Origin of the sequence: Paractinoplanes bogorensis (assembly GCF_018829635.1) — a bacterium.
GTDB classification, from domain to species: Bacteria; Actinomycetota; Actinomycetes; order Mycobacteriales; family Micromonosporaceae; genus Actinoplanes; species Actinoplanes bogorensis.
The window spans coordinates 272,939-292,488 of sequence record NZ_JAHKKG010000005.1 but is presented as its reverse complement, the minus strand read 5'-3'; the positions used below and the strand labels follow the sequence as shown (position 1 = coordinate 292,488).

Sequence of the window (19,550 nt, the reverse complement as noted above, 5' to 3'; positions counted from 1 at the left end):
GGACGCCGAGGGCCGCCCTACGCTCGTGTCATGCGTGTTCATGTCCTGGTTCTGCCCGCGGTCAACCTGCTCGATCTGTCCGGTCCGATCCAGGTTCTGCACACCGCGGGCCACTACGAGATCGGGTTCGTGGCGGCCCGGCCGCGGGAACGGTCGGCGCAGGGGCTCGCACTCGCCGACCTCGGCCCGCTGCCGGCGGTTGAGGCGGGTGACCTCGTGCTCGTTCCCGGGCCCGACCTCACGCGGCAGGTCGACGTCGACCCCGGGACGATCGAGTGGATACGGCGGGCGGCCGCGGCCGGGGCATCGTTCGTGTCGATCTGCACGGGCGCGCTGGTGCTGGGCGAGGCCGGCCTGCTCGACGGCCGCCGCTGCACCAGCCACTGGAGCGTGATCGAGCCGATGCGGCAGCGCTATCCGGCGGCCCGGGTCGACGACGGGGTGCTGTTCGTGCGGGACGGTCCGGTCGCGACCAGCGCGGGCGTGGCGTCCGGCATCGACCTCGCGCTGGCCCTGGTCGAGGACGATCTGGGCCCGGCCGCCGCGGCGACCGTGGCGCGGGAACTGGTCGTCTACGCTCGGCGCAACGGGTCGTCGGCCCCGATGAGCCCGTTCCTCGAGCGCCGCGCACACCTCGACCCGCTCGTCCACCGCGTGCAGCAGCTGCTCGCCGGCGACTTCGCCGCGCCGCACACGCTGGACGACCTGGCCCGGGCCGTGCACGTGTCGGTGCGCGCGCTGACCGGCGCGTTCGTCGCCGCGACCGGGGTGACGCCGCTGCAGTACCAGCAGGATCTGCGGCTCGGTCACGCCGAGATGCTGCTGCGCACGACCGGCCACCCGATCGAGCGCATCGCCCGCGACTGCGGCTGGGGCGACGCCCGGCACTTCCGACGGCTCTTCGCCGAGCGGCACGGCACCTCACCCCGCGAGTACCGGCGTACGGACACCACGAATCGGGCGGCGCACGCATGAATCGCAGGGCGGCGACCGCGATCCGGATCGTTCTCGCCGTCGCGCTGCCGGCAGGCGTTCTGGCGGCCGGGTTCGCGACCACTATGAGCCGCGATTTCACCGCCCGCACCGACGTGGCCGTGCCCGCTCGCACGCTGAACCACGATCCCGGGCGCATCCGGGTGGCCGTGCTGCTGGGCGCCTCCGGTTCGGTCGCGACCGACGTGCTCGGGCCGTATGACGTGCTCGCCGACTCGTCCCGGTTCGATGTCTACACCGTCTCGGTCGGCACCGATCCGGTCGCGTTGTCCGGCGGCCTCACCGCCGTGCCGGACTACGGCGTCGACAATGCCCCGGCGCCGCAGATCGTGGTCGTCCCCGCGTTCACCGATCCGGGCGGCGACGCGGAGAAACCGCTGCGCAACTTCATCGAGAAGGTGCACGACCGCGGCGGCCTCGTGATGAGCGTCTGCGCCGGCGCGCGGGTGCTGGCCCGCACCGACGTGCTCGACGGTCGGCGCGCGACGTCGTTCTGGTCGGACATCGGCGGACTGCGGCGATCGAACCCGCGCACGACCTGGGTCGACGGCGTGCGCTGGCTGCGGGACGGCGACGTGATGACCACCGCCGGCGTGAGCTCGGGCATCATCGGCGCGCTCCACCTCGTACGGGAAAATGCCGGTGCCGAGGAGGCGCGGCGGATCGGGGAACGCATCAGCTATCCGGGTTGGGATCCCACTGCGACGACCGAGGAGAGCATTCCCGTACGACGTGTCGCCGCGGCCGACTATCCCTATCCCTTGCACGCGACATTGCCGTGGTTCCAGCCCACGTACGGCCTGGGCCTGGTCGACGGCACCGGCGAGATCGACATCGCCGCCGCGGCCGAGCTCTACGGCGGAGTGGCGTTCACCGCGCACGTCGTGCCGGTGGCCGAGCGCCCGATCGTGACCACCGCGCACGGTCTGCGTCTGATCGCCACCCCGATCGACCAGGCTCATGGGCTCGACCGGCTCGTGGTGCCCGGGACGGGCCAGTTCGCGGTCGACGGCGTTCCGGTCTTCCGGCCCCGAGCAGAGGCGCGCCCGGGCGACTCGGCGTTCGACCCGATCCTGCGGGACATCGCCGCCCGCGACGGTCATGCGGTCGCGACCACAGCTGCGAAGTACATCGAGTACCCGCGACCCGAGCTCCCCGCTGACGCCGGCACGCCGTGGCGGATCATCGCGCTGACCGCGGTAACGGCGCTGCTCGCCGTCGCCCCTTTCGTGAGGCGACGGCGAACGACGCACGCCGAGGCAACTCGATGATCACTGCCAGAGGGCGCCCGACCAGGCCACGCCACTCCACGCGGACGAGCTGAAGGACGAGCCCGACCACGCCCGGCCCGACCACGCCCGGCCCGACCAGCCGTTGTCCGACCAGGCCCGGCCCGACCAGGCGCGACCCGACCAGGCCCGCCCGTTCCAGTTGTTCTGGTTGTCGGTGGCGGTGCCCCAGTTGTCGCCGGTCCACACGTGGCCCATCCACGAGCCGCCGGTCCACGCCTTGCCGGCCTTGCTGGCCTTGGCCCAGGTCGCCGTGCTGAACGGCCCGAACAGGTCGTTCTCGCCGGTCAGGGCGACGTTGTCGGGGCCGAAGGTGAGCACGCTGGAGCCGCGGGCGGCCTGCAGCGAGCCGTCGCCGGTCGAGGCGGCCGTGTTCAGGGCCCAGGTCGGCACGGGCTGCGAGAACGTGTAGGACAGATCCAGCTCGAGCGGCTTGGTGCTGGCCAGGATCCCGGTCGCGCCGTTGCGGCCCCACATCATCTCGCGTACCTGGTTCGGGGTGGCGGTGGGGTACTTCTGCAGGATCAGCGCGACCGCGCCGGAGACGACGGCCGCCGACTGCGAGGTGCCGCTGCCCGCGAAGTACCGGTCGTCCTGCCGGGCCGACGGGTAGTTGGTGTCCGCGTACGAGCCGGGGTTGCGCAGCGAGAGCACGGACCGGCCGGGCGCCAGCACGTCGACCGACAGGGCCATGTCGAATCCGGCGACCAGTTTCCGGCCGTCGGCCGCGCTGAACGACGAGACGGTGTCGTCGGCCGGGTTGGTGGTGCCCTTGACGTCGACCGAGCCGACCACGATCGGGTTGGCGTCGGTGGCCGGCACGGTGATCTGCTTGCCGGTGTTGCCGGCCGCGACCACCACCACGATGCCGGCCTTCCACGCGTTCTCGACCGCCGAGGCGAGCGGGTTGGTGTCGCGGGCGAGCAGGCTGTCGGTGCCGTAGGACAGGTTGATGACCCGGATCGGGTTGGCCTTGTCGTCGTTGCGGTGCTGCACGACCCAGTCGAGGGCGGCCATCACCTGGGTCACGTCGACCGCGCCGGTGCCGGTGCCGACCTTGATCGAGGTCAGCTTGGCGTCCGGCGCGATACCGCGGAAGCCGGTGCCGGTGGTGTTGTCCCGGCCGGCGATGATGCCCGCCATGTGGGTGCCGTGCCCGAAACCGTCCTTGTGCAGCAGGTCGGGCACCTGGCTCTCGAGCGACAGGTCGGGCCCGTTGGCGATGTTGCCCGAGGTCAGCCCGGGCACCGGCACCACGCCGGTGTCGATCAGCGCGACGCCGACCCCCCTGCCGGTGATGCCCTGCTTGTACGCCACGTCGGCCCGGATGCTCTTGGCGACGTCGCTGATCGCGGCGCGCGATCCGAACGTCCAGTCCGCGCCCGTGGCGACGCCGGCGGCCTGTGCGGGCGCGGCCGCGCCCAGGGAGGGGACGAGCACCAGGGAGGCGACCGCCCCGGCCAATACATCTGATCTTCTCGGCATGTGCCTGCCCAACGGCCGGTCGGGCGGAAACCTGATGGAAACCCGGAAACTCTTTTTCCCGACCCCGGACGGCCGATCTCCACCTCGTGATCGCAGCCGCCCCGGACAGCCTCGTCGACGACCTCGTGTCGCTCGAGACGTACCAGGGGCACGACATCGAGGCCAACCTGGCCCGGGCCGAGGCGATCGAGCAGGCGGCCGACCGGGCCGGTGAGACCGAGCTGGCCCACCGTGCCCGGCTGGTGCGGGCCGACCTGGCCCAGCGCGACGGCGACGTCGGCTCGGCCGCCCGGACGTTCCTGATGGTGCACCGCTGGGCCCTCGACCACGAGCGGCCGGCGCTGGCCGCGCGCAGCCACTTCCACCTCACGCTCACCTACCACTACCTGGGTGACGAGGGCGCCAGCCTGCAGCACGCGATCTCGTCGGTCGAGCTGCTCGAACCGGACTCGCCGCCCGGGCAGCGCATCATGCACCTGATCCGGCTGGCCAACGCGCTGGCCGAGGCGGACGAGGCGGACGCCGCCCGCGAGCGCTACCGGCAGGCCGAACAGCTGGCCGTGGCGATCGGCGACCACACCCGGCAGCTGCTGGTGCTCAACAACCTGGCCTACACCGAGTACGAGTGGGGCGAGCTCGACCAGGCGTGGACCGTCGTGGAACGGATGCGCGGGGTCGCCCGTACGCTGGGCCGGGAATTTCTGCTGGTCGAACGGGACACGATCGCCAACATCCAGATCGCCCGGGGCGAGTACGCCGACGCCGTGGCCACCATCTGGTCGGCCGTGAACGCCCCCGAGTGGTACGAGGTGCACGACCTGGTCGACGTGACCCTGACCATGGCCATCGCCCAGCGCCACCTCGGGCGGTTCGACGACGCCCGCCAGACGTTCCACCGGTGCCTGGAGCTGTGCGCCGAGCGGGAGATTGTCTCCGTACGCGTCCGAGCGCTGGCCGAGCAGGCCGAGCTCTACGCCGACATGGGCGACCACCGGTCCGCGTTCGAGACGTTGAAGCTGCACCTGACCGAGGCCGGCCGCCTGCGGTCGAGTCAGCGCGAGGCCCAGGCCCGCGCCCAGCAGGCGGTGTTCGAGACGGCCGAGGCCCGGCGCGAGGCCCGCCAGGACGCGTTGACCAAGCTCTGGAACCGCCGCTACGTCGACGAGCACCTGCCCCGCCTGGTGACCGGCGGCGCGCCCGTGACGGTGGCCATGCTCGACCTCGACTACTTCAAGCGCATCAATGACACCCTGTCCCACGAGGTCGGCGACCAGGTGCTGCGCACGGTGGCCGGCATGCTGGCCGACCTGCCCCTGGCCGGCGAGGGCTTCGCGGCCCGGCTCGGTGGCGAGGAGTTCCTGGTCGTCCGGGTCGGCGCCCCGGCCGCCGCGATGCTGGAGTACCTGCGGGCGACCGTCGAGTCGTACGACTGGCGGCCGATCACCGGCGATCTGCCGGTCACCATCAGCATCGGCATGGTGCACGTCACGGCCGTCGACGACCTGAGCGTCGTGCTGGCCGCGGCCGACCGCAACCTCTACGAGGCCAAGCGATCCGGCCGCAACCGTCTGGTGTCGAGCTAGAAACGCCCCGGGAGACGTGCTCCCGGGGCGTTCCACGTGCGCCTGAGCTGGGACTCAGGCGCCGAGCACCGCCACTCCCCTGGCGGTGAGAGTGCGGCCGGGCTCGCCCAGCGGGCTGAGGTCGACCGGTTCCTCGGTGCGGTTGATGACGAAACGAGTCGTGCCCCGGACGGCCAGTTCGACCCGGCCGCGCAGGGGCTCGGGCAGTTCGCTGCTCACGCCGGCCCGGGTCAGCAGGTCGGCCAGCACCGGGGCCAGGCCGTCGGGGCCGAGGCGGGTCGAGACGTACGCCGCCGAACCGTCACCGACCGCCCGGCGGGTGATCGCCGCCCGTCCGGCCTGGTCGCCGGTCTTGTAGGAGGCCAGCACCTCCGTGCCGGTCAGGGTGTCGATCCGGTCGGTCCACAGCGTGCCGGTCAGCCCGTTGTCGAGCTCGGCGGTGTCACCGTCGAGCAGCGGGCCGAACTCCTCGATCCGGATGCCGAGCAGGTCGCGCAGCGCCCCGGGGTAGCCGCCGAGCCAGGCGTGGTCGTTCTCGTCCACGATGCCGGAGAAGTACGTGGTGATCACGTGCCCGCCGGACGAGGCGAAGGCGGTGAGCCGGTCGGCCAGCGCGGCCGGCACGACGTGCAGGATCGGCGCCACCACGACGTCGTAGTTCTCGAACGACGAAGACGCGGGAACGACATCCGCCCGTACGCCGAGGTCGAGGAACGCCGTGTACCAGTCGAGCGCCTCCTGCCGGTAGCGCAGCGAGGCCGACGGGTGCGAGTCCTGTTCGACGGCCCACCACGAGGTCCAGTCGAAGAGGATGGCCGCGCGTGCCGGCGTACGGGAAACGCCCGCGACCGACGCCAGATCCCGCAGCGTCGCACCCAGCTCGACCACGTCGGTGAAGAGCTGGGACGAGGTGCCCGCGTGCGGGACCATCGCCGAGTGGTACTTCTCGGCGCCGGCCCGGGACTGCCGCCACTGGAAGAAGCAGACCGCGTCGGCGCCGTGGGCGACGTGGGTGAGCGAGTCGCGGGCCAGCTCGCCCGGCTTCTTGGCCAGGTTGATCGGCTGCCAGTTGACCGCCGACGTCGAGTGCTCCATCAGGAACCACGGCCGGCCGCCGGCGATGTTGCCGGTGAGGTTGGCCGAGAAGGACAGCTCGTCCAGGGTCTGCGCGCCGGGCAGCCGGTAGTGGTCGTTGGAGACGAAGTCGACCTCGGCCGCCCAGTCGGCGTAGTCCATGCCCTTGGTCTCGCCCATGACCATGAAGTTCGTGGTCACCGGAACATCGGGCGTGATCTCGCGCAGGATCTCCTTTTCCCGTACGAGGTAGTCCTTCAGCGCGTCCGACGAGAACCGCTTGAAGTCGAGCTGCTGTCCCGGATTCGGGTGGGTCGCCGCCTGACGCGGGGGCAGGACCTGCTCGAAGTCGCCGTACCACTGCGACCAGAACGCCGTACCCCACGCCTCGTTCAGCGCGTCGATCGTCGAATAGCGCGCCCGCAGCCACGTCCGGAAGGCCGCCGCCGCATCGTCCGAGTAGTCGTAGACGTTGTGGCAGCCCAACTCGTTGCTGACGTGCCACGCCACGACCGCCGGGTGATTGCCATACCGGGACGCCATTTCCCGTACGAGCCGAAGCGCGTGCTCCCGGAAGATGGGCGACGTCGGGCGCCACTGCTGACGACCGCCCGGCCAGATCGTGTTGCCCTGCCGGTCGATCGGCAGGACGGAGGGGTGGGCCGTGGTCAGCCACGGCGGCGGTGAGGCCGTCGCCGTGGCCAGGTCGACCGCGATCCCGTTGGCGTGCAACAGATCGATCGCCTCGTCGAGCCAGCCGAAGTCGTAGCGACCCTCGGCCGGTTCGAGCTTGGCCCACGAGAAGATGGCGAGCGAGACGATGGTGACGCCGGCCTCGCGCATGGCGCGCACGTCGTCGTCCCAGACCTCGCGGGGCCACTGCTCGGGGTTGTAGTCCGCGCCGTACTCGAGACGGGGGTCTCCGGCGCGGCGCAGCCAACGGGGGTGTGACACAGGTTCTCCCAGGGTGGAACGGGTTACTTGACGGTGAAGCCCTGCTCGTTGCCGTACTTGGCGGACTGGTCCTGCCAGGCCTTCAGACCGTCGGCGAGGGTGGTGCCGGAGACGTACGCCTTACCCGCGGTGTCGTTGAAGACGCTGTTCGAGTAGACCTGGAACGGCAGGTACGACCAGCCGGTGACGACGTTCTGGGCCGACTTGGCGAAGATCTCGTTGGCCTTCTGCCCGCCGAAGTACGGGAACTCGGTGCTCAGCCACTTCGGGTCGGCCAGCGTCTTGCTGGTGGCCGGGAAGGCGCCGCCGTCGACGCGGATCTGCACGCCGTCACCGTCGTTGGCGTACTTCAGGAAGCCGTACGCCAGCTCCTTGTTCGCGCCCTTGTCCATGACGGCGAGCGAGCTGCCGCCGTTCTCGGCGCTGGCGGTGCCGCCGGCCGTCCACTGCGGGAGCTCGGCCGCGCGCCACTTGCCCTTGCCGGCCGGGGCGCTGGTCACGAAGTTGGCCGGCATCCAGGCGCCGGTCGCCAGCGAGGCGATCGAGCCGTTACCGATGCCCTGGAACCACTGGTCGCTCCAGGAGCTGACCGGAGCGAGGAGCTTCTCGCTGATCAGCGTCTGCCACACCTTGACGAACTCCTGCGAGCCGGCGTCGCTGAAGTTGATCGTGACGTTGGTGCCGTCGACCTGGTACGGCTTGCCGCCGGCCTGCCAGATCATGCTGGTGGTGAAGCCCGCGTCGCCGGTGTCGTTGGTGATGTAGGCCTTCGGGTCGGCCGCGTGCAGCTTGCGGGCCGCGTCCAGGTACTCGGTCCAGGTCTTGGGGACCTCGATCTTGTACTTGTCGAAGACTTCCTTGTTGTAGTAGAGCGCCATCGGACCCGAGTCCATCGGCAGGCCGTAGACGCCGCCGCCCGAGTTGACCGAGTTCCACGGGCCCGGGTTGAAGTCGGCCTTCAGGCTTTCCGCGCCGTACGGGTTGAGGTTGGTCAGCGCCTTGCCGATGGCGAACTGGGGCAGCGCGTAGTACTCGATCTGCCCGACGTCCGGCACGCCCTTGCCCGCGGCGATGGCGTTCTGCAGGGCGGTGTACTGCTTGTCGCCGGTTCCGGCGTTGACCAGGTCGACCTTGACGTTCGGGTACTTCTCCTGGAACTTCGTGACGACGTCCTTGAGCGTGGGCTCCCACGCCCACACGGTCAGGGTGCCGCCCTTCTGCAGCGCGGCGTCGACCTGCGCGTCGGTGACGGTGGCGCCACCGCCGTCGCCGGACGCGTCACTCGAGGAGTCGCCGCCACCGCATGCGGTAAGGGCGAGGACGGCCGCCGATGCGACGGCTGCCACCTTCAGAAATCGGGACATTTCACGGACCTTTCGGAGCGGGAGGGGTTGGTTCACTCTTTGACAGAGCCGGCCGCGAGACCGGACTGCCAGTAGCGCTGCAGCGAGAGGAACGCCGCGAGCAGCAGGACGACGGTGATGAGCGACCCGGTGATGACGAGGTTGAAGACGGCCTCGCCGCCCGCGGTCGCGGCCTGGGAGTTCCACGAGTTCAGGCCGACGGTCAGCGGATACCAGTCCGGGTTCTTGAGCATGATCAGCGGCAGGAAGTAGTTGTTCATCGTCGCGACCATGGTGAAGAGCAGAGTGGTGATGATGCCGGGCATGAGCAGCGGCACGCTCAGCCGGAACAGCGTGCGGAACTCGCCGGCGCCGTCCACCCGGGCCGCCTCGAGCATCTCGGTCGGCACCGCCTGGGCGGCGAAGGTCCACATCAGGTACAGCCCGAACGGCGAGATCAGCGACGGGATGATCACGGCCCACGGGGTGTTGGTGAGCCCCATCTTGCTGAACATCAGGAACGTCGGGACGGCGAGCGCGGTCGGCGGCACGGCCACCGCGCCGATGACGATGGCGAAGACGGCCTTCTTGCCGACGAAGTCGAACTTGGCCAGCCCGTAGCCGCCGAGCAGGGCCAGGAAGGTCGCCCCGCCCGCGCCGGCCACCACGTAGATCGCCGTGTTGCCGAGCCACCGCAGGAAGATGCCGTCGTTGTAGGTGAACGTGTCGGCGATGTTGCTGAACAACGCGAACTTGCCGTCGTCGAACCACAGCCCGAACGACGAGAACAGCCCGGCCTGGGTCTTGGTCGAGTTGATCAGCAGCCAGGCCAGGGGGAACAGCGAGTACACGGCCATCAGCGCGGTGAGGACCGTCAGGGTGACGCTGCCTTTGCGGCGCTTGCGGGTGTTCCTCATGGTCGGCGCTTTTTTCACCGGCGGCGCCTGGAGAGTTGTCGTCATCAGAGGTCCTTCGTCCCGCGCAGCTGCACCACGTAGGCGACGATCATGGTGATCACGGCCATCACGACCGCGACCGCCGCGGAGTAGTTGATCTGCTGGCCCGAGAAGGTCAGCGAGTAGGCGTAGAAGTTCGGGGTGAAGTACGTGGTGATCGCGTTCGGCGCCAGGTTGCGCAGGATGGCCGGCTCGTTGAAGAGCTGGAAGCTGCCGATGATCGAGAAGATGGTGGCGATGACCAGCGCGCCCCGGATGGCCGGCAGCTTGATCGAGCGGATGATCCGGACCTGCCCGGCGCCGTCGATCGCGGCCGACTCGTAGAGCGACTTCGGCACGACCTGCAGGGCCGAATAGAAGATCAGCATGTTGTAGCCGACGAACTGCCAGGTCGAGATGTTGCCGATCGACGCCAGGATCAGGCTCGGCTTGAGCGGGTCGGGCAGCGTGATGCCGAGGGCGTCGTTGAGATTGCCGATCAGCCCGAACTGCGACCCGTAGATGAAGCCCCACATCAATGCGGCGACAACGGCCGGCACGGCGTACGGAAGGAAGATTGACACGCGGAAGAAGCTCTTGCCGTAGAGCCGTCCGCTGTCCAGGGCCAGCGCGACCAGCAGGGCCAGGAACAGCATGATCGGCACCTGGACGACCAGGAACAGGCCGACCCGGCCGACACCGGACCAGAACTGGGAGTCCTGCAGCACCTGCGTGTAGTTGTCGAGCCCGACGAACGCGTTGCCGCCGATGAGCCGGTTGCGGTACAGGCTCAGGTAGATCGCGTACGCGATCGGGGCCAGGAAGACCAGCGCGAACACGATCATGAACGGGCCGACGAACTGCCACCCTCGGTACGACCGCCGCCGGCGCGGGACCGTTGCAACTGCCATCTCTCCGTCATCCTTTACGCTCGTGTTTGCGCAAACATGCCACGCGTACGGGTGTGTTCGACAATGTTTCATCGGGTTCACCGGTGTGATGTTTGCGTAAACATCGAGGTGATAGTTTCACCACGTGCAGGGATCGTCAAGCAACCGCCCCCGAGGCGTTTCGATGGCCGACGTGGCACGCCTAGCTGGTGTCTCCTCCCAGACGGTCAGCCGCGTGTCCAACGGCCATCCCAGCGTGGTCGAGTCGACCCGCCGCCAGGTTCTGAACGCGATGCAACAGCTGGGCTATCGGCCCAACAGCGCCGCACGCGCCCTGAAACGCGGCGAGTTTCGGACGATCGGCGTCATTTTGTTCACTTTGGCGACGACCGGCAACAGCCGGACGGTCGAGGCGATCGCCGCCCAGGCCGCCCACGAGGGCTACGCGATCACGCTGATCCCGGTGGCCATGCCGACCCAGGACGGCGTGCTCGGCGCCTTCACCCGGCTCGGCGAACTCGCCGTCGACGGCGTGATCGTGATCATGGAAGTGCACCTGCTCGATGCCGCCAACCTGACGCTGCCGCCCGGGGTGCAGGTCGTGATCGTCGACTCAGACGCCGGCGACCGCTACCCGGTGGTCGACACCGACCAAGCCGACGGCGCCCGCCAGGCCGTGCGCCACCTGCTCGAACTGGGCCACGAGACGGTCTGGCACGTCACCGGCCCGGCCGACTCCTTCTCGAGCTCACGCCGCGCGGCGGCCTGGCGCGAGGTGCTCTCCGACGCCGGACGAGCGGCCCCGCCGGCCCTGTCGGGCGACTGGTCGGCCCTCTCCGGATACCGGGCCGGCCTGCGCCTGGCCGAAGAGCCGTCGTGCACGGCCATCTTCACCGCGAACGACCAGATGGCGCTGGGTGTGCTGCGGGCCCTGCACGAGCGCGGCCGGCGCGTGCCCGAAGACGTCAGCGTGGTCGGCTTCGACGACATCGAGGACGCCGCCTCCTACCTGCCGCCGCTGACCACCGTGCACCAGGACTTCGCCGAGATGGGCCGCCGGTGCGTACACGGCCTGCTCGACCAGATCCGCGGCCACGCCGGCGAGCCAGGCACCGTCCTGGTCCCCACGCGTCTGATCCAGCGCGCCAGCACAGCTCCGCCCCGACACAACCAGCCCGCACACAGCCCGCCCTCCCAGGGGGACCCCCGCCACACCCAGTAGTTTGCCAAGATCAGCCGATCTTGGCCGCGAGCCCTGTGGACGAACCGCGATTGTGGATAACCCGCCACGGTAGATTGCCTGCATGCTCGCCCTGTCCGGCCTCCCCCAGGCGCCCGGCGTCTACCGGTTCCGCGACGCGGGTGGCCGGGTGCTCTACGTCGGACGCGCCACGCAACTGCGCAGCCGGGTCCGGTCCTACTGGGGTGACCTGCACGGGCGGCGGCATCTGCGGCGGATGGTCCCGCAGATCGCGCGCGTCGAAGCAGTCGAGTGCGACTCGGTGCACGAGGCGGCCTGGCTCGAACGCAATCTCCTGCAACGGACCAAGCCGCGCTGGAACCGGATCCGCGGCGGCCTCGAAGTGCCGGTCGGCATCCGGGTCACCCCCGACGGCCTCAAGGTGGTTCACCTGCACTCCCCCAGCGACGCCGACTTCGGGCCCTACCTGGGTGGCGCCCAGGCCCGGCTGGCCGTTTCGGGGCTCGAGCGCGTCTTTCCGCTGCGCTACACGGCCGAGCGGCTCGACGGCGGGCTGCGCGACCTCGCCCGGATGCGGGGCGTCAGCGTGGTCGACCGGCCCGCCTTCCACACGGCGATCACCGCGGTGCTGTCGCGAGATCAAGAGCATTCCCTTTCCGTACGGGAACAGCTCGCCCTGCTCCGTGACCGTGCGGCGGCCAACCTGGCCTTCGAGCTGGCGGGCCGGATCCAGCAGGAGCTCGAGGCGGTCGACTGGATCGTGGCCGAGCAGAAGATGACCCGGCTCGCCGCCGCCGAACCCGATCACGACGTCTACGGATGGGCCGACGGGCTGCTGGTGCGGTTTCGCGTCCGCAACGGCCGCGTCGACGGCTGGGAACAACGCGCGGCGACGCAGGCAACCGCTCGCGCGCGGGTCGACCTCACGCCACCGGAGTGGGCCGCGTTCGCCGCCCGGACCGCGGAGCTGGCCCGCAGGCTGGCCCCCGAGGCTCTCTAGCAACCAACTTTACAGTTCCTCTTGTATTAAGCATTGTCGATGCCTCAAGCTGGGGGCCCGTCCCCCTCATCCCCCTGAGGTCTCGCCATGCGTCTGCTCAAACGCGCCCTCGTTCTCGCCTTACTCGCGGTCGCCGCCCTCGCCACACCGGCCCAGGCGGCCACGCCCTTCAAGGTTCTGGCCTTCTACAACGGCACCTGGGATGCCGCGCACATCGACTTCGACAAGGAGGCCCGGGACTGGTTCCCGCAGGCCGGTGCCCAGAACGGGTTCACCTGGGAAGCCACCACCGACTGGAGCCGGCTCAGCGCGACCGGGCTCGCGGGCTACAAGGTCATCATGTTCCTGGACGACGCGCCCCCTGCCGACCGGCGCGAGGCGTTCCAGCAGTACATGCAGAACGGCGGCGCCTGGATGGGCTTCCACGTCAGTGCCTTCACCACGAACGCGGGCGAGTGGAGCTGGTACTACAACACGTTCCTGGGTTCGGGAAACTTCGCCACCAACACGTGGGGCCCGACCGCCGAAACACTGCGGCTGGGGACCCATCCGACCACCGCCGGCCTGCCCGCGACCATCCCGTCGGCGGTCAGCGAGTGGTACTCGTGGAGCCGTGACCTGCGGCAGAACCCGGACATCGACATCCTGGCCACGGTCGACGCGTCCAGCTTCCCGGTCGGCAGCGACCCGAACCAGCAGTGGCGCAGCGGCTTCTACCCGCTGATCTGGAGCAACCGCAACTACAAGATGATCTATACGAACTTCGGCCACAACGCGATGAACTATGCGACCAACACCCGGACGTCGTCCACGTTCGCGAGTGCGCAGCAGAACCAGTGGCTGATCAACAGCATCCTCTGGCTGGGAGGTGGCGACGGCACCCCCACCGAGCCGGTCACCTGGCAGCCCCTGGTCAGCAGGAGCAGCGGCAAGTGCGTCGACGTGCGGGCGGCCGGCACCACCAACGGCACGGCCGTCCAGCAGTACAGCTGCAACGGTTCGACCGCCCAGCAGTTCCAGCTGGTGCCGACGAGCGGCGGCTACGTGCGCATCAACAACCGCGGCAACAGCGCCCAGGCCCTCGACGTCACCAACGTGTCCACGGCCGACAACGCGCCGATCCAGACGTGGACCTACGGCGGCGGCACCAACCAGCAGTGGCAGCCGGTCAGCGAGGGCGGCGGCTTCTACCACCTGGTCAACCGCAACAGCGGCAAGTGCCTGGACGTCCCGGCCGCCTCCACCGCCGACAACGTCCAGCTGGTGCAGTACGCGTGCAACGGCACCGCCGCCCAGAGCTTCCGCCTGACGCCCTGACCCACCCCACGCCGGTCAGGAAACGTTGCCCGGCGGCCGTTGCGGGCTCGTTGCCGCGATCCCGGACCGGCCGCCGGCGAGACCCGCGCTGTCGGCGGCCGGCCAGGAACCGTTGCGGGCCCGGGACCGGGCTCTCAGCGGGGTTCGCGGTCCGGCCGCCCACGCCGGGATCTCGGGCGGTGCGGCGGCGAGCCGTTGGTCGCGGGCGATCTGTTCCGGACCGTCGGCCAGGTGGTACTCCCGCACGCCGCTGAGCGCGGCGGCCACCACCGGAGCGGCCCGCGACGGCCGGTCGCCCGGATAGCCGTCGAGATCGCCGGCGAGCGCGGCCGCGTCCTCCAGGGCCTGGCACGCGCCCTGGGCCACGAACGGCAGCATCGGATGCGCGGCGTCGCCGAGCAGCACCACGCGGCCGCGGCGCCACGCCGCTCGCGGCCGGTCGAAGAGTGCGTGCCGCTCGAACCGGACCGCCGAGGCGAGCAGCTCCCGCCCGGCCGGATGCCAGCCCGGGAACGCGTCCAGCACCTCGGACGGCGCGACATCGCGGGCCGACACCGGCGGCGTCGCCGCGGGCACGATCGCCACGACGTTGACGCCGCCGTCCACCGGATAGCTGACCAGGTGCCGCCCCGGGCCGAGCCGGACCACGACCCGGCGCCCCGGTCCGGGGCCGGGCACGATCGCGCGGTAGGCGACGTAGCCGCTGTAGCGCAGCCGGTCGTCGATCACGGCTCGGCGCACGGCCGAGTGCAGCCCGTCGGCGCCGACCACGAGACTCGCCGCCACCCGTGTACCGTCCGCGAGCACCACCCGTACATCCTCGGCCAGCCGCTCGTGGGAGGCAGGCATGCCCCAGTCGAACGCCCGGACGCGATGCGAGCCGGCCGCCGGAGGACCGAGCGACTCGGGAGACATCCCGGAAGCCGGCATCCCGTAGTCGAGCGCCCGTGCGGCGAGCGCCACACCGGGCCCCTCCACGCCGGCACACGCTGCGCCGAAGTGCACGCCGACCGCCCCCAGCAGGATCTGCCGCAGCGTCGACCGCCGCAACGTGTAGTAGGGCAGCCCGTGCCGCTGCAGCGGGACCCGCCCGAGCAGCGAGTCGTCCCGCCACCGCCGGATCTGCCGCTCGACCGGCCGCGCCGCCACGTCGAGCGCACCGGCGAACCCCAGCCGATGCAGCACGGCAGCTCCGTTGGGCGCGATCTGAATCCCCCCACCGACGGCACCACCCGGCCCCGGCCCGCGTTCGAGCACCACGCACTGCCCCTCGAGGGCCGCGGCCAGCGCGAGCCCCCCGATCCCGGCGCCGACGATCACGATGGTCATCAGAAGTACTCCAGGGCCTTGTCCCAGTCCTCGCCCTCGCGGAACAGTCCGCGCGGCTTCATCACCTCGGGTTCGGCCGTCAGCAGGCGGGCCGGCACGAGCGACCCCACCGGCAGTGCCTCGACCCGGGCTTCGATCCCGTACGCCTTCCCGACCGACTCGCGCAGCTCCGACGCGGCGTCGGCCGGACCTTCGATCTGCATGTGCAGAGCGGAGGAGGAGGCACGTGCCCGCCAGAACAACACCTCGTAGGCGGACGGCAGCCCGAACACCAGCTCGTCCACACCGACCTGGGTCAGCTCGCCGATGGTCCAGGCCGAGCGGCCCAGCACCCGGACGACCGGCAACGCCCACCCGCACGAACAGTCCACGTCGGACACCTCGACCGCATCCTCGGTGTTGTAGCGCAGCAACGGCATCGCCTCGCGGTAGAGCGGCGTCACCACGAGCTGCCCGCTCCCGTCCGGCCGCGTGACACCGGTGACCGGATCATGCACCTCGAACAGCGCCCGGTCGGCCCACAGGTGCAGCCGCCCGTACGGGCATTCGCCGGCCAGGCTCCCGGTCTCGGTCGCGCCGTACTCCTCGACCACCGGCGCACCCCACATCTCCGCGATGCGCCTCTTCTTGTTCGGTCCCAACGGATCCCCGCCGACGAACAGCGCCCGCAGTTCCGGGAAGTCGCGCCCCGGGTCGAGCCCGCGCATCCGGGCCGCCGCCGCCCACAGCAGCGTGTCGGTGGCCAGCGACCAGGTCAGCGTGACACCGAGGTCATGCAGCAGGCGGACCACTTTCGCGTACGGCATGGCCAGTGACCGGTTGTCGGCCGGCACCACGGTCGCCCCGCGGGACCGGGCCGCCGCGTGCGCCAGATGCCCCGTGATCATCAGCGAGTACGGCGTCTTGACCAGGAACGTGTCGTCGGCCCGGATCCCGATGTGCTTGCGGGCGTACCGGTCGGCGAGGTCCTGCCAGTCCGCGGCCGTGTAGTACGAGGCGGTCGGCGTCCCGCTGCTCCCGCTCGACTCGTGATAGGTCGCCAGACGAGCTTTGTCCACGGCGAGGAACCCGTACGGATAAGCGTCTCGGAGGTCCTTCTTGGATGTCAGCGGATATTCGCCCAGTGCGGCCCGCGACAACGGCAGGCCACGCCGCGCATAGAACGGCGACCGCGCGGCCGCCGCCAGCAGCACCTCGAGCTGAGCGTCCTGAATCCGTCGCAGCTCCACCCGATCCGTCCAGTCACCCAAGTCCGGCAAGCGGTTCACGGTTCCTCCCCCAGGACGCGGCGAGCGTTGGCACCGAGGACGGCGGAACGGTCCTCCGGCACCAGATCGAGCGCGGCCACCTTGCACAGTTCGACCTCCGGCTGTTGCAGCGGATATTCGGTGCCGAACAGCACCCTCGACGCGCCGAGCCGGGCGACGGCCAGCCGCGCGGTGACGGTCAGACAGCCGGACAGCTCGGCCAGCACGTTGGGCCGTCCGGCCAGGGTCCGCAGCCCGGCGACGTCGAGCCCGGTGTGCCCGCAATGCCCCCACACGAACGTCACGTCCGGGAACCGTGCGGCCAGGCGGACCAGATCAATCGCTCGTGCCCCCGGCTGCGCCACGGTCACCACGTAGACCGGGTGACCAGCACTAGCCGCGATGTCCACCAGCTCGATGACACCGGTGTCGTCGAGCCGGATCCCATGCACGGCGGGCGAGATCTCGAGGCCACGAAAGTCAACGGCGTTTTTCCCGTACGCGTCCACGTCCCGTACGGGATCAGCGAAATAGAACGGCAGCAACCGTCCGCCCGATCGCTCACAGGCCGCCCGCACGCCCTCGTTGTCGGCCTCGGTCTCGGTGCGCCCGCCGTCGTTGAGCTGCTCGGCCAGCCGGTCCAGGGGCAGCAGCCCGCCCGCGCAGACCGCCGCACGCCCGATGCCCGCCCGGTCCATCGCCGCCAGCAGCCGACCCGGCTCGTCCGGCCCGGGGATGAGCCGCGCATGGAAGTCGAAGGGCTGGGGCCGCCCGGTGGAGTCGACGCCGGTCATCGCTCGTGGCACAGTTCGTCGATCGGGTAGCCGACGTGCCGCTCCCGGCCCGGCCGGTAACCGAGGATCTCGTCCCCGGCGGTCAGGGCCGTCGTGTTGAGCACCGCCCCGCCGGGCCCGAGCACCCGCACATGCCAGTCGTCCTGCACGATCAGGTTGACCGGCTGGCCGTCCGGGTCGGTGGCGTCGATCGCCAGCAGCGGCCGCGTCTCGATCTTCACCCGGCCCACCGTCACTTTCCGCGTACGCCCGTCCGCCCCGACGGCCAGCACCGTGCCACCGGCCTCCAGCTCACTCAGATAGCGGGTGTGAGTGGCGTCGGCGAGCGTGTACGACATGACCGCCCCCGCGTTGACCCGGAACGGCCGGGTCGGCATGTACGGCAGGGGGTGGGTCTCGCTCACGCACAGCATCAGCGCCCGGGCCCACGAGCCGACCAGGATGCCCTCGTCCGGCTCGAGCACGCTGCACGTGTCCACGCAGGCCCGTTCCCCCGCGCCGACGTGCCGGATGCCGGTGACCGTCAGCGTGACGAGATCGAGTTTGGGCGAGGTGGCCCGCACCAGACGCGCCAGTCGGGTCGCGTCGCCGGGCCGGGGTGCGGTCAGCAGCACCCCGGCCGGGCCGTGCTCGAGCACGCTCAGGTGGACGAGCGCGTCGTCGACGCCGGCCGCGGCGGTGATGATCGTGCCGGGCGAGCGGGTGGCCGCCGCGAGCACGATCTCCATCGGGATGTTGGTCGGGTCGGCGAAGCTCAGCAGGGTCACGGTGTCCCGGCGTACGGCGTCGCAGGCCCGGTCGAGGCTCGCCCGATCGGTGATCTCGTGCCACTCGCCCAGCCGGACGCCCGGCCCGGCCTCGACGGTGACGCCCGGCATGGTCAGCACCAGGTCGGCCACGCCGATGTCTTCGGGCCCGCGGGCGCCGGCGACCACGAGCACCCGCGTCACGGTCGGCGGCAGCCCGGCCAGGTCGGCCGGATCGCCGGCCACCACCGCGTCGAATCTCTGATGCACCGCCTCCTCGGCCAGCGCCTGCCGCGAGTCGCCGGCCCCGCGCAGATCGAGCCAGCACAGCGGGGCGCTCATCGCACACCGACCGGGGTGCGGTGCACGAGACCGGCCAGCCGGCGGGTGACCGCGCCCGGATCGTCGGCGGTGAAGACCGTACGGCCCGCGGCCACCCCGGCCGCCCCGGCCCGCAGCGCCACCTCCAGCCGCTCGACCGACCCGGCTTCCCCGCCCGCGGCCAGCACCGGCACCGGACAGGCAGCGGTGACCCGGGCGATCGCCGCCGGATCGTCCGGCAGCGCGGTCTTGACCAGGTCGGCGCCGAGCTCGGCGGCCACGGCCAGCGCGTGCGCCAGCCGCACCGGATCGCGGCCGTCGGTGATGCCGGGCCCACGGACGTACATCATGGCCAGCAACGGCATGCCCCAGCGCTCGCACTGCTCGGCGGTCTGGGCCAGGTGGGCGATCTGCCGGTCCTCGGTGCGCGAGCCGACGTTGACGTGCACGCTGACCGCCTCGGCCCCGAGCCGCAGCGCCTCGGCCACGGTCGCGACCGGATATTTGGCGTCCGGGTCGGGGGCCAGGCCGGTGCTCGCGTTCAGGTGCAGGATCAGCGACATCTCGCGGAAGCGTTCGGGCCGGGCCCGCCGCACCGCTCCCTTGTGCAGCACGACGGCGTCGGCGCCGCCCTCGGCGAGCCGGGCGAGAAGACTGTCCAGAGTGCCGCGATGGGCGAGCGGCCCGGCGCCGACGGCGTGGTCGAGCGGCACCACGAGCAGTCCGGATTCGTGACGATGGAGCCGGCGCAGTCGCAGCCGCCGGGCGAAGGACCCATTGACGTTCACGTTCCCGAACGCTAATCACGGCGCCTACCGCCGGCCTACTGCCGGGCGGCGTCACCCGTTCGAATGACATCGCCACTCTTCAATGAGGGACGTGACCTCGCCATCGGAAGATCGATTGGCGTCGAGCGGGCTTCTGCGGCAAGGTGCCTCTCGACACGTTCGTTTCTTCGTGATCAGCCGGACGCCAAGAGTGACCGGACAGATCTGGATCAAAGCCCGGAAAGAGTACTAATGTAGTCCTCTTCACCGACGTCCGACCCC

16 protein-coding genes are annotated in these 19,550 nt (G+C 70.6%); 6 read left to right on the top strand and 10 right to left on the bottom strand.

Annotated features, from left to right (window positions below; translation table 11 throughout):
- The first annotated feature begins 30 nt into the window (after positions 1-30).
- Together KOI35_RS16725 and KOI35_RS16720 are read left to right on the top strand one after the other, a co-directional pair.
- Positions 31-975, top strand: a complete 945-nt coding sequence (locus KOI35_RS16725; protein ID WP_215788381.1) for a GlxA family transcriptional regulator — start codon at positions 31-33, stop codon at positions 973-975.
- The gene (locus KOI35_RS16720) at positions 972-2,264 is read left to right on the top strand and encodes a DJ-1/PfpI family protein (RefSeq protein ID WP_246613245.1); all 1,293 of its coding nucleotides are present in this window, start codon (positions 972-974) and stop codon (positions 2,262-2,264) included. Before KOI35_RS16725 ends, KOI35_RS16720 begins: the two co-directional genes overlap by 4 nt.
- Here the strand turns inward: KOI35_RS16720 and KOI35_RS16715 are convergent, their stop codons facing one another.
- A complete protein-coding gene (locus tag KOI35_RS16715) occupies positions 2,265-3,767 on the bottom strand; it encodes a S8 family serine peptidase (RefSeq protein WP_215788380.1) in 1,503 nt (500 codons plus the stop codon).
- A gap of 86 nt (positions 3,768-3,853) precedes the next feature.
- On the opposite strand from KOI35_RS16715, the gene KOI35_RS16710 reads away from it, so the two are divergent.
- Positions 3,854-5,350, top strand: a complete 1,497-nt coding sequence (locus tag KOI35_RS16710; RefSeq protein WP_215788379.1) for a GGDEF domain-containing protein — start codon at positions 3,854-3,856, stop codon at positions 5,348-5,350.
- A 54-nt stretch (positions 5,351-5,404) separates the two neighbouring features.
- On the opposite strand, the gene KOI35_RS16705 is transcribed toward KOI35_RS16710, so the two are convergent.
- From KOI35_RS16705 to KOI35_RS16690, 4 genes are read right to left on the bottom strand one after another with little or no spacing between them, the layout of a single operon-like run.
- Positions 5,405-7,378: a beta-galactosidase gene (locus tag KOI35_RS16705; RefSeq protein WP_215788378.1), complete on the bottom strand. Its 1,974-nt coding sequence runs from the start codon at positions 7,376-7,378 to the stop codon at positions 5,405-5,407.
- Between the two features lie 23 nt (positions 7,379-7,401).
- On the bottom strand, positions 7,402-8,742 hold the full coding sequence (locus KOI35_RS16700; RefSeq protein WP_215788377.1) for an ABC transporter substrate-binding protein: 1,341 nt from the start codon (positions 8,740-8,742) through the stop codon (positions 7,402-7,404).
- Between the two features lie 32 nt (positions 8,743-8,774).
- A complete protein-coding gene (locus KOI35_RS16695; protein ID WP_215788822.1) occupies positions 8,775-9,638 on the bottom strand; it encodes a carbohydrate ABC transporter permease in 864 nt (287 codons plus the stop codon).
- A gap of 44 nt (positions 9,639-9,682) precedes the next feature.
- Positions 9,683-10,567, bottom strand: a complete 885-nt coding sequence (locus KOI35_RS16690) for a carbohydrate ABC transporter permease (RefSeq protein WP_215788376.1) — start codon at positions 10,565-10,567, stop codon at positions 9,683-9,685.
- Positions 10,568-10,730: 163 nt separating this feature from the next.
- Here KOI35_RS16690 and KOI35_RS16685 point away from each other — a divergent pair, with 163 nt between their 5' ends.
- From KOI35_RS16685 to KOI35_RS16675, 3 genes are all read left to right on the top strand, one after another.
- Entirely contained in the window at positions 10,731-11,768 is a 1,038-nt protein-coding gene (locus tag KOI35_RS16685; RefSeq protein ID WP_215788375.1) for a LacI family DNA-binding transcriptional regulator, read from the top strand.
- A gap of 82 nt (positions 11,769-11,850) precedes the next feature.
- Entirely contained in the window at positions 11,851-12,747 is an 897-nt protein-coding gene (locus KOI35_RS16680) for a GIY-YIG nuclease family protein (protein WP_215788374.1), read from the top strand.
- Positions 12,748-12,834: 87 nt separating this feature from the next.
- A complete protein-coding gene (locus tag KOI35_RS16675; protein WP_215788373.1) occupies positions 12,835-14,064 on the top strand; it encodes an RICIN domain-containing protein in 1,230 nt (409 codons plus the stop codon).
- A gap of 15 nt (positions 14,065-14,079) precedes the next feature.
- Here the strand turns inward: KOI35_RS16675 and KOI35_RS16670 are convergent, their stop codons facing one another.
- From KOI35_RS16670 to KOI35_RS16650, 5 genes are read right to left on the bottom strand one after another with little or no spacing between them, the layout of a single operon-like run.
- The gene (locus KOI35_RS16670; protein ID WP_215788372.1) at positions 14,080-15,393 is read right to left on the bottom strand and encodes an FAD-dependent monooxygenase; all 1,314 of its coding nucleotides are present in this window, start codon (positions 15,391-15,393) and stop codon (positions 14,080-14,082) included.
- The gene (locus tag KOI35_RS16665; RefSeq protein ID WP_308121032.1) at positions 15,393-16,661 is read right to left on the bottom strand and encodes a phenylacetate--CoA ligase family protein; all 1,269 of its coding nucleotides are present in this window, start codon (positions 16,659-16,661) and stop codon (positions 15,393-15,395) included. Before KOI35_RS16665 ends, KOI35_RS16670 begins: the two co-directional genes overlap by 1 nt.
- Positions 16,658-17,446 carry an amidohydrolase family protein gene (locus KOI35_RS16660; protein ID WP_308121031.1) on the bottom strand — a complete coding sequence of 263 codons (789 nt, stop codon included), beginning with the start codon at positions 17,444-17,446 and terminating at the stop codon, positions 16,658-16,660. The genes KOI35_RS16665 and KOI35_RS16660 overlap by 4 nt, the downstream gene beginning before the upstream one ends.
- Positions 17,431-18,522 (bottom strand): 3-dehydroquinate synthase II family protein, encoded by a 1,092-nt coding sequence (locus KOI35_RS16655; RefSeq protein ID WP_215788371.1) that lies wholly within the window; start codon positions 18,520-18,522, stop codon positions 17,431-17,433. The genes KOI35_RS16660 and KOI35_RS16655 overlap by 16 nt, the downstream gene beginning before the upstream one ends.
- Positions 18,519-19,289 (bottom strand): 2-amino-3,7-dideoxy-D-threo-hept-6-ulosonate synthase, encoded by a 771-nt coding sequence (locus KOI35_RS16650; RefSeq protein WP_215788370.1) that lies wholly within the window; start codon positions 19,287-19,289, stop codon positions 18,519-18,521. The genes KOI35_RS16655 and KOI35_RS16650 overlap by 4 nt, the downstream gene beginning before the upstream one ends.
- Positions 19,290-19,550: the final 261 nt, after the last annotated feature.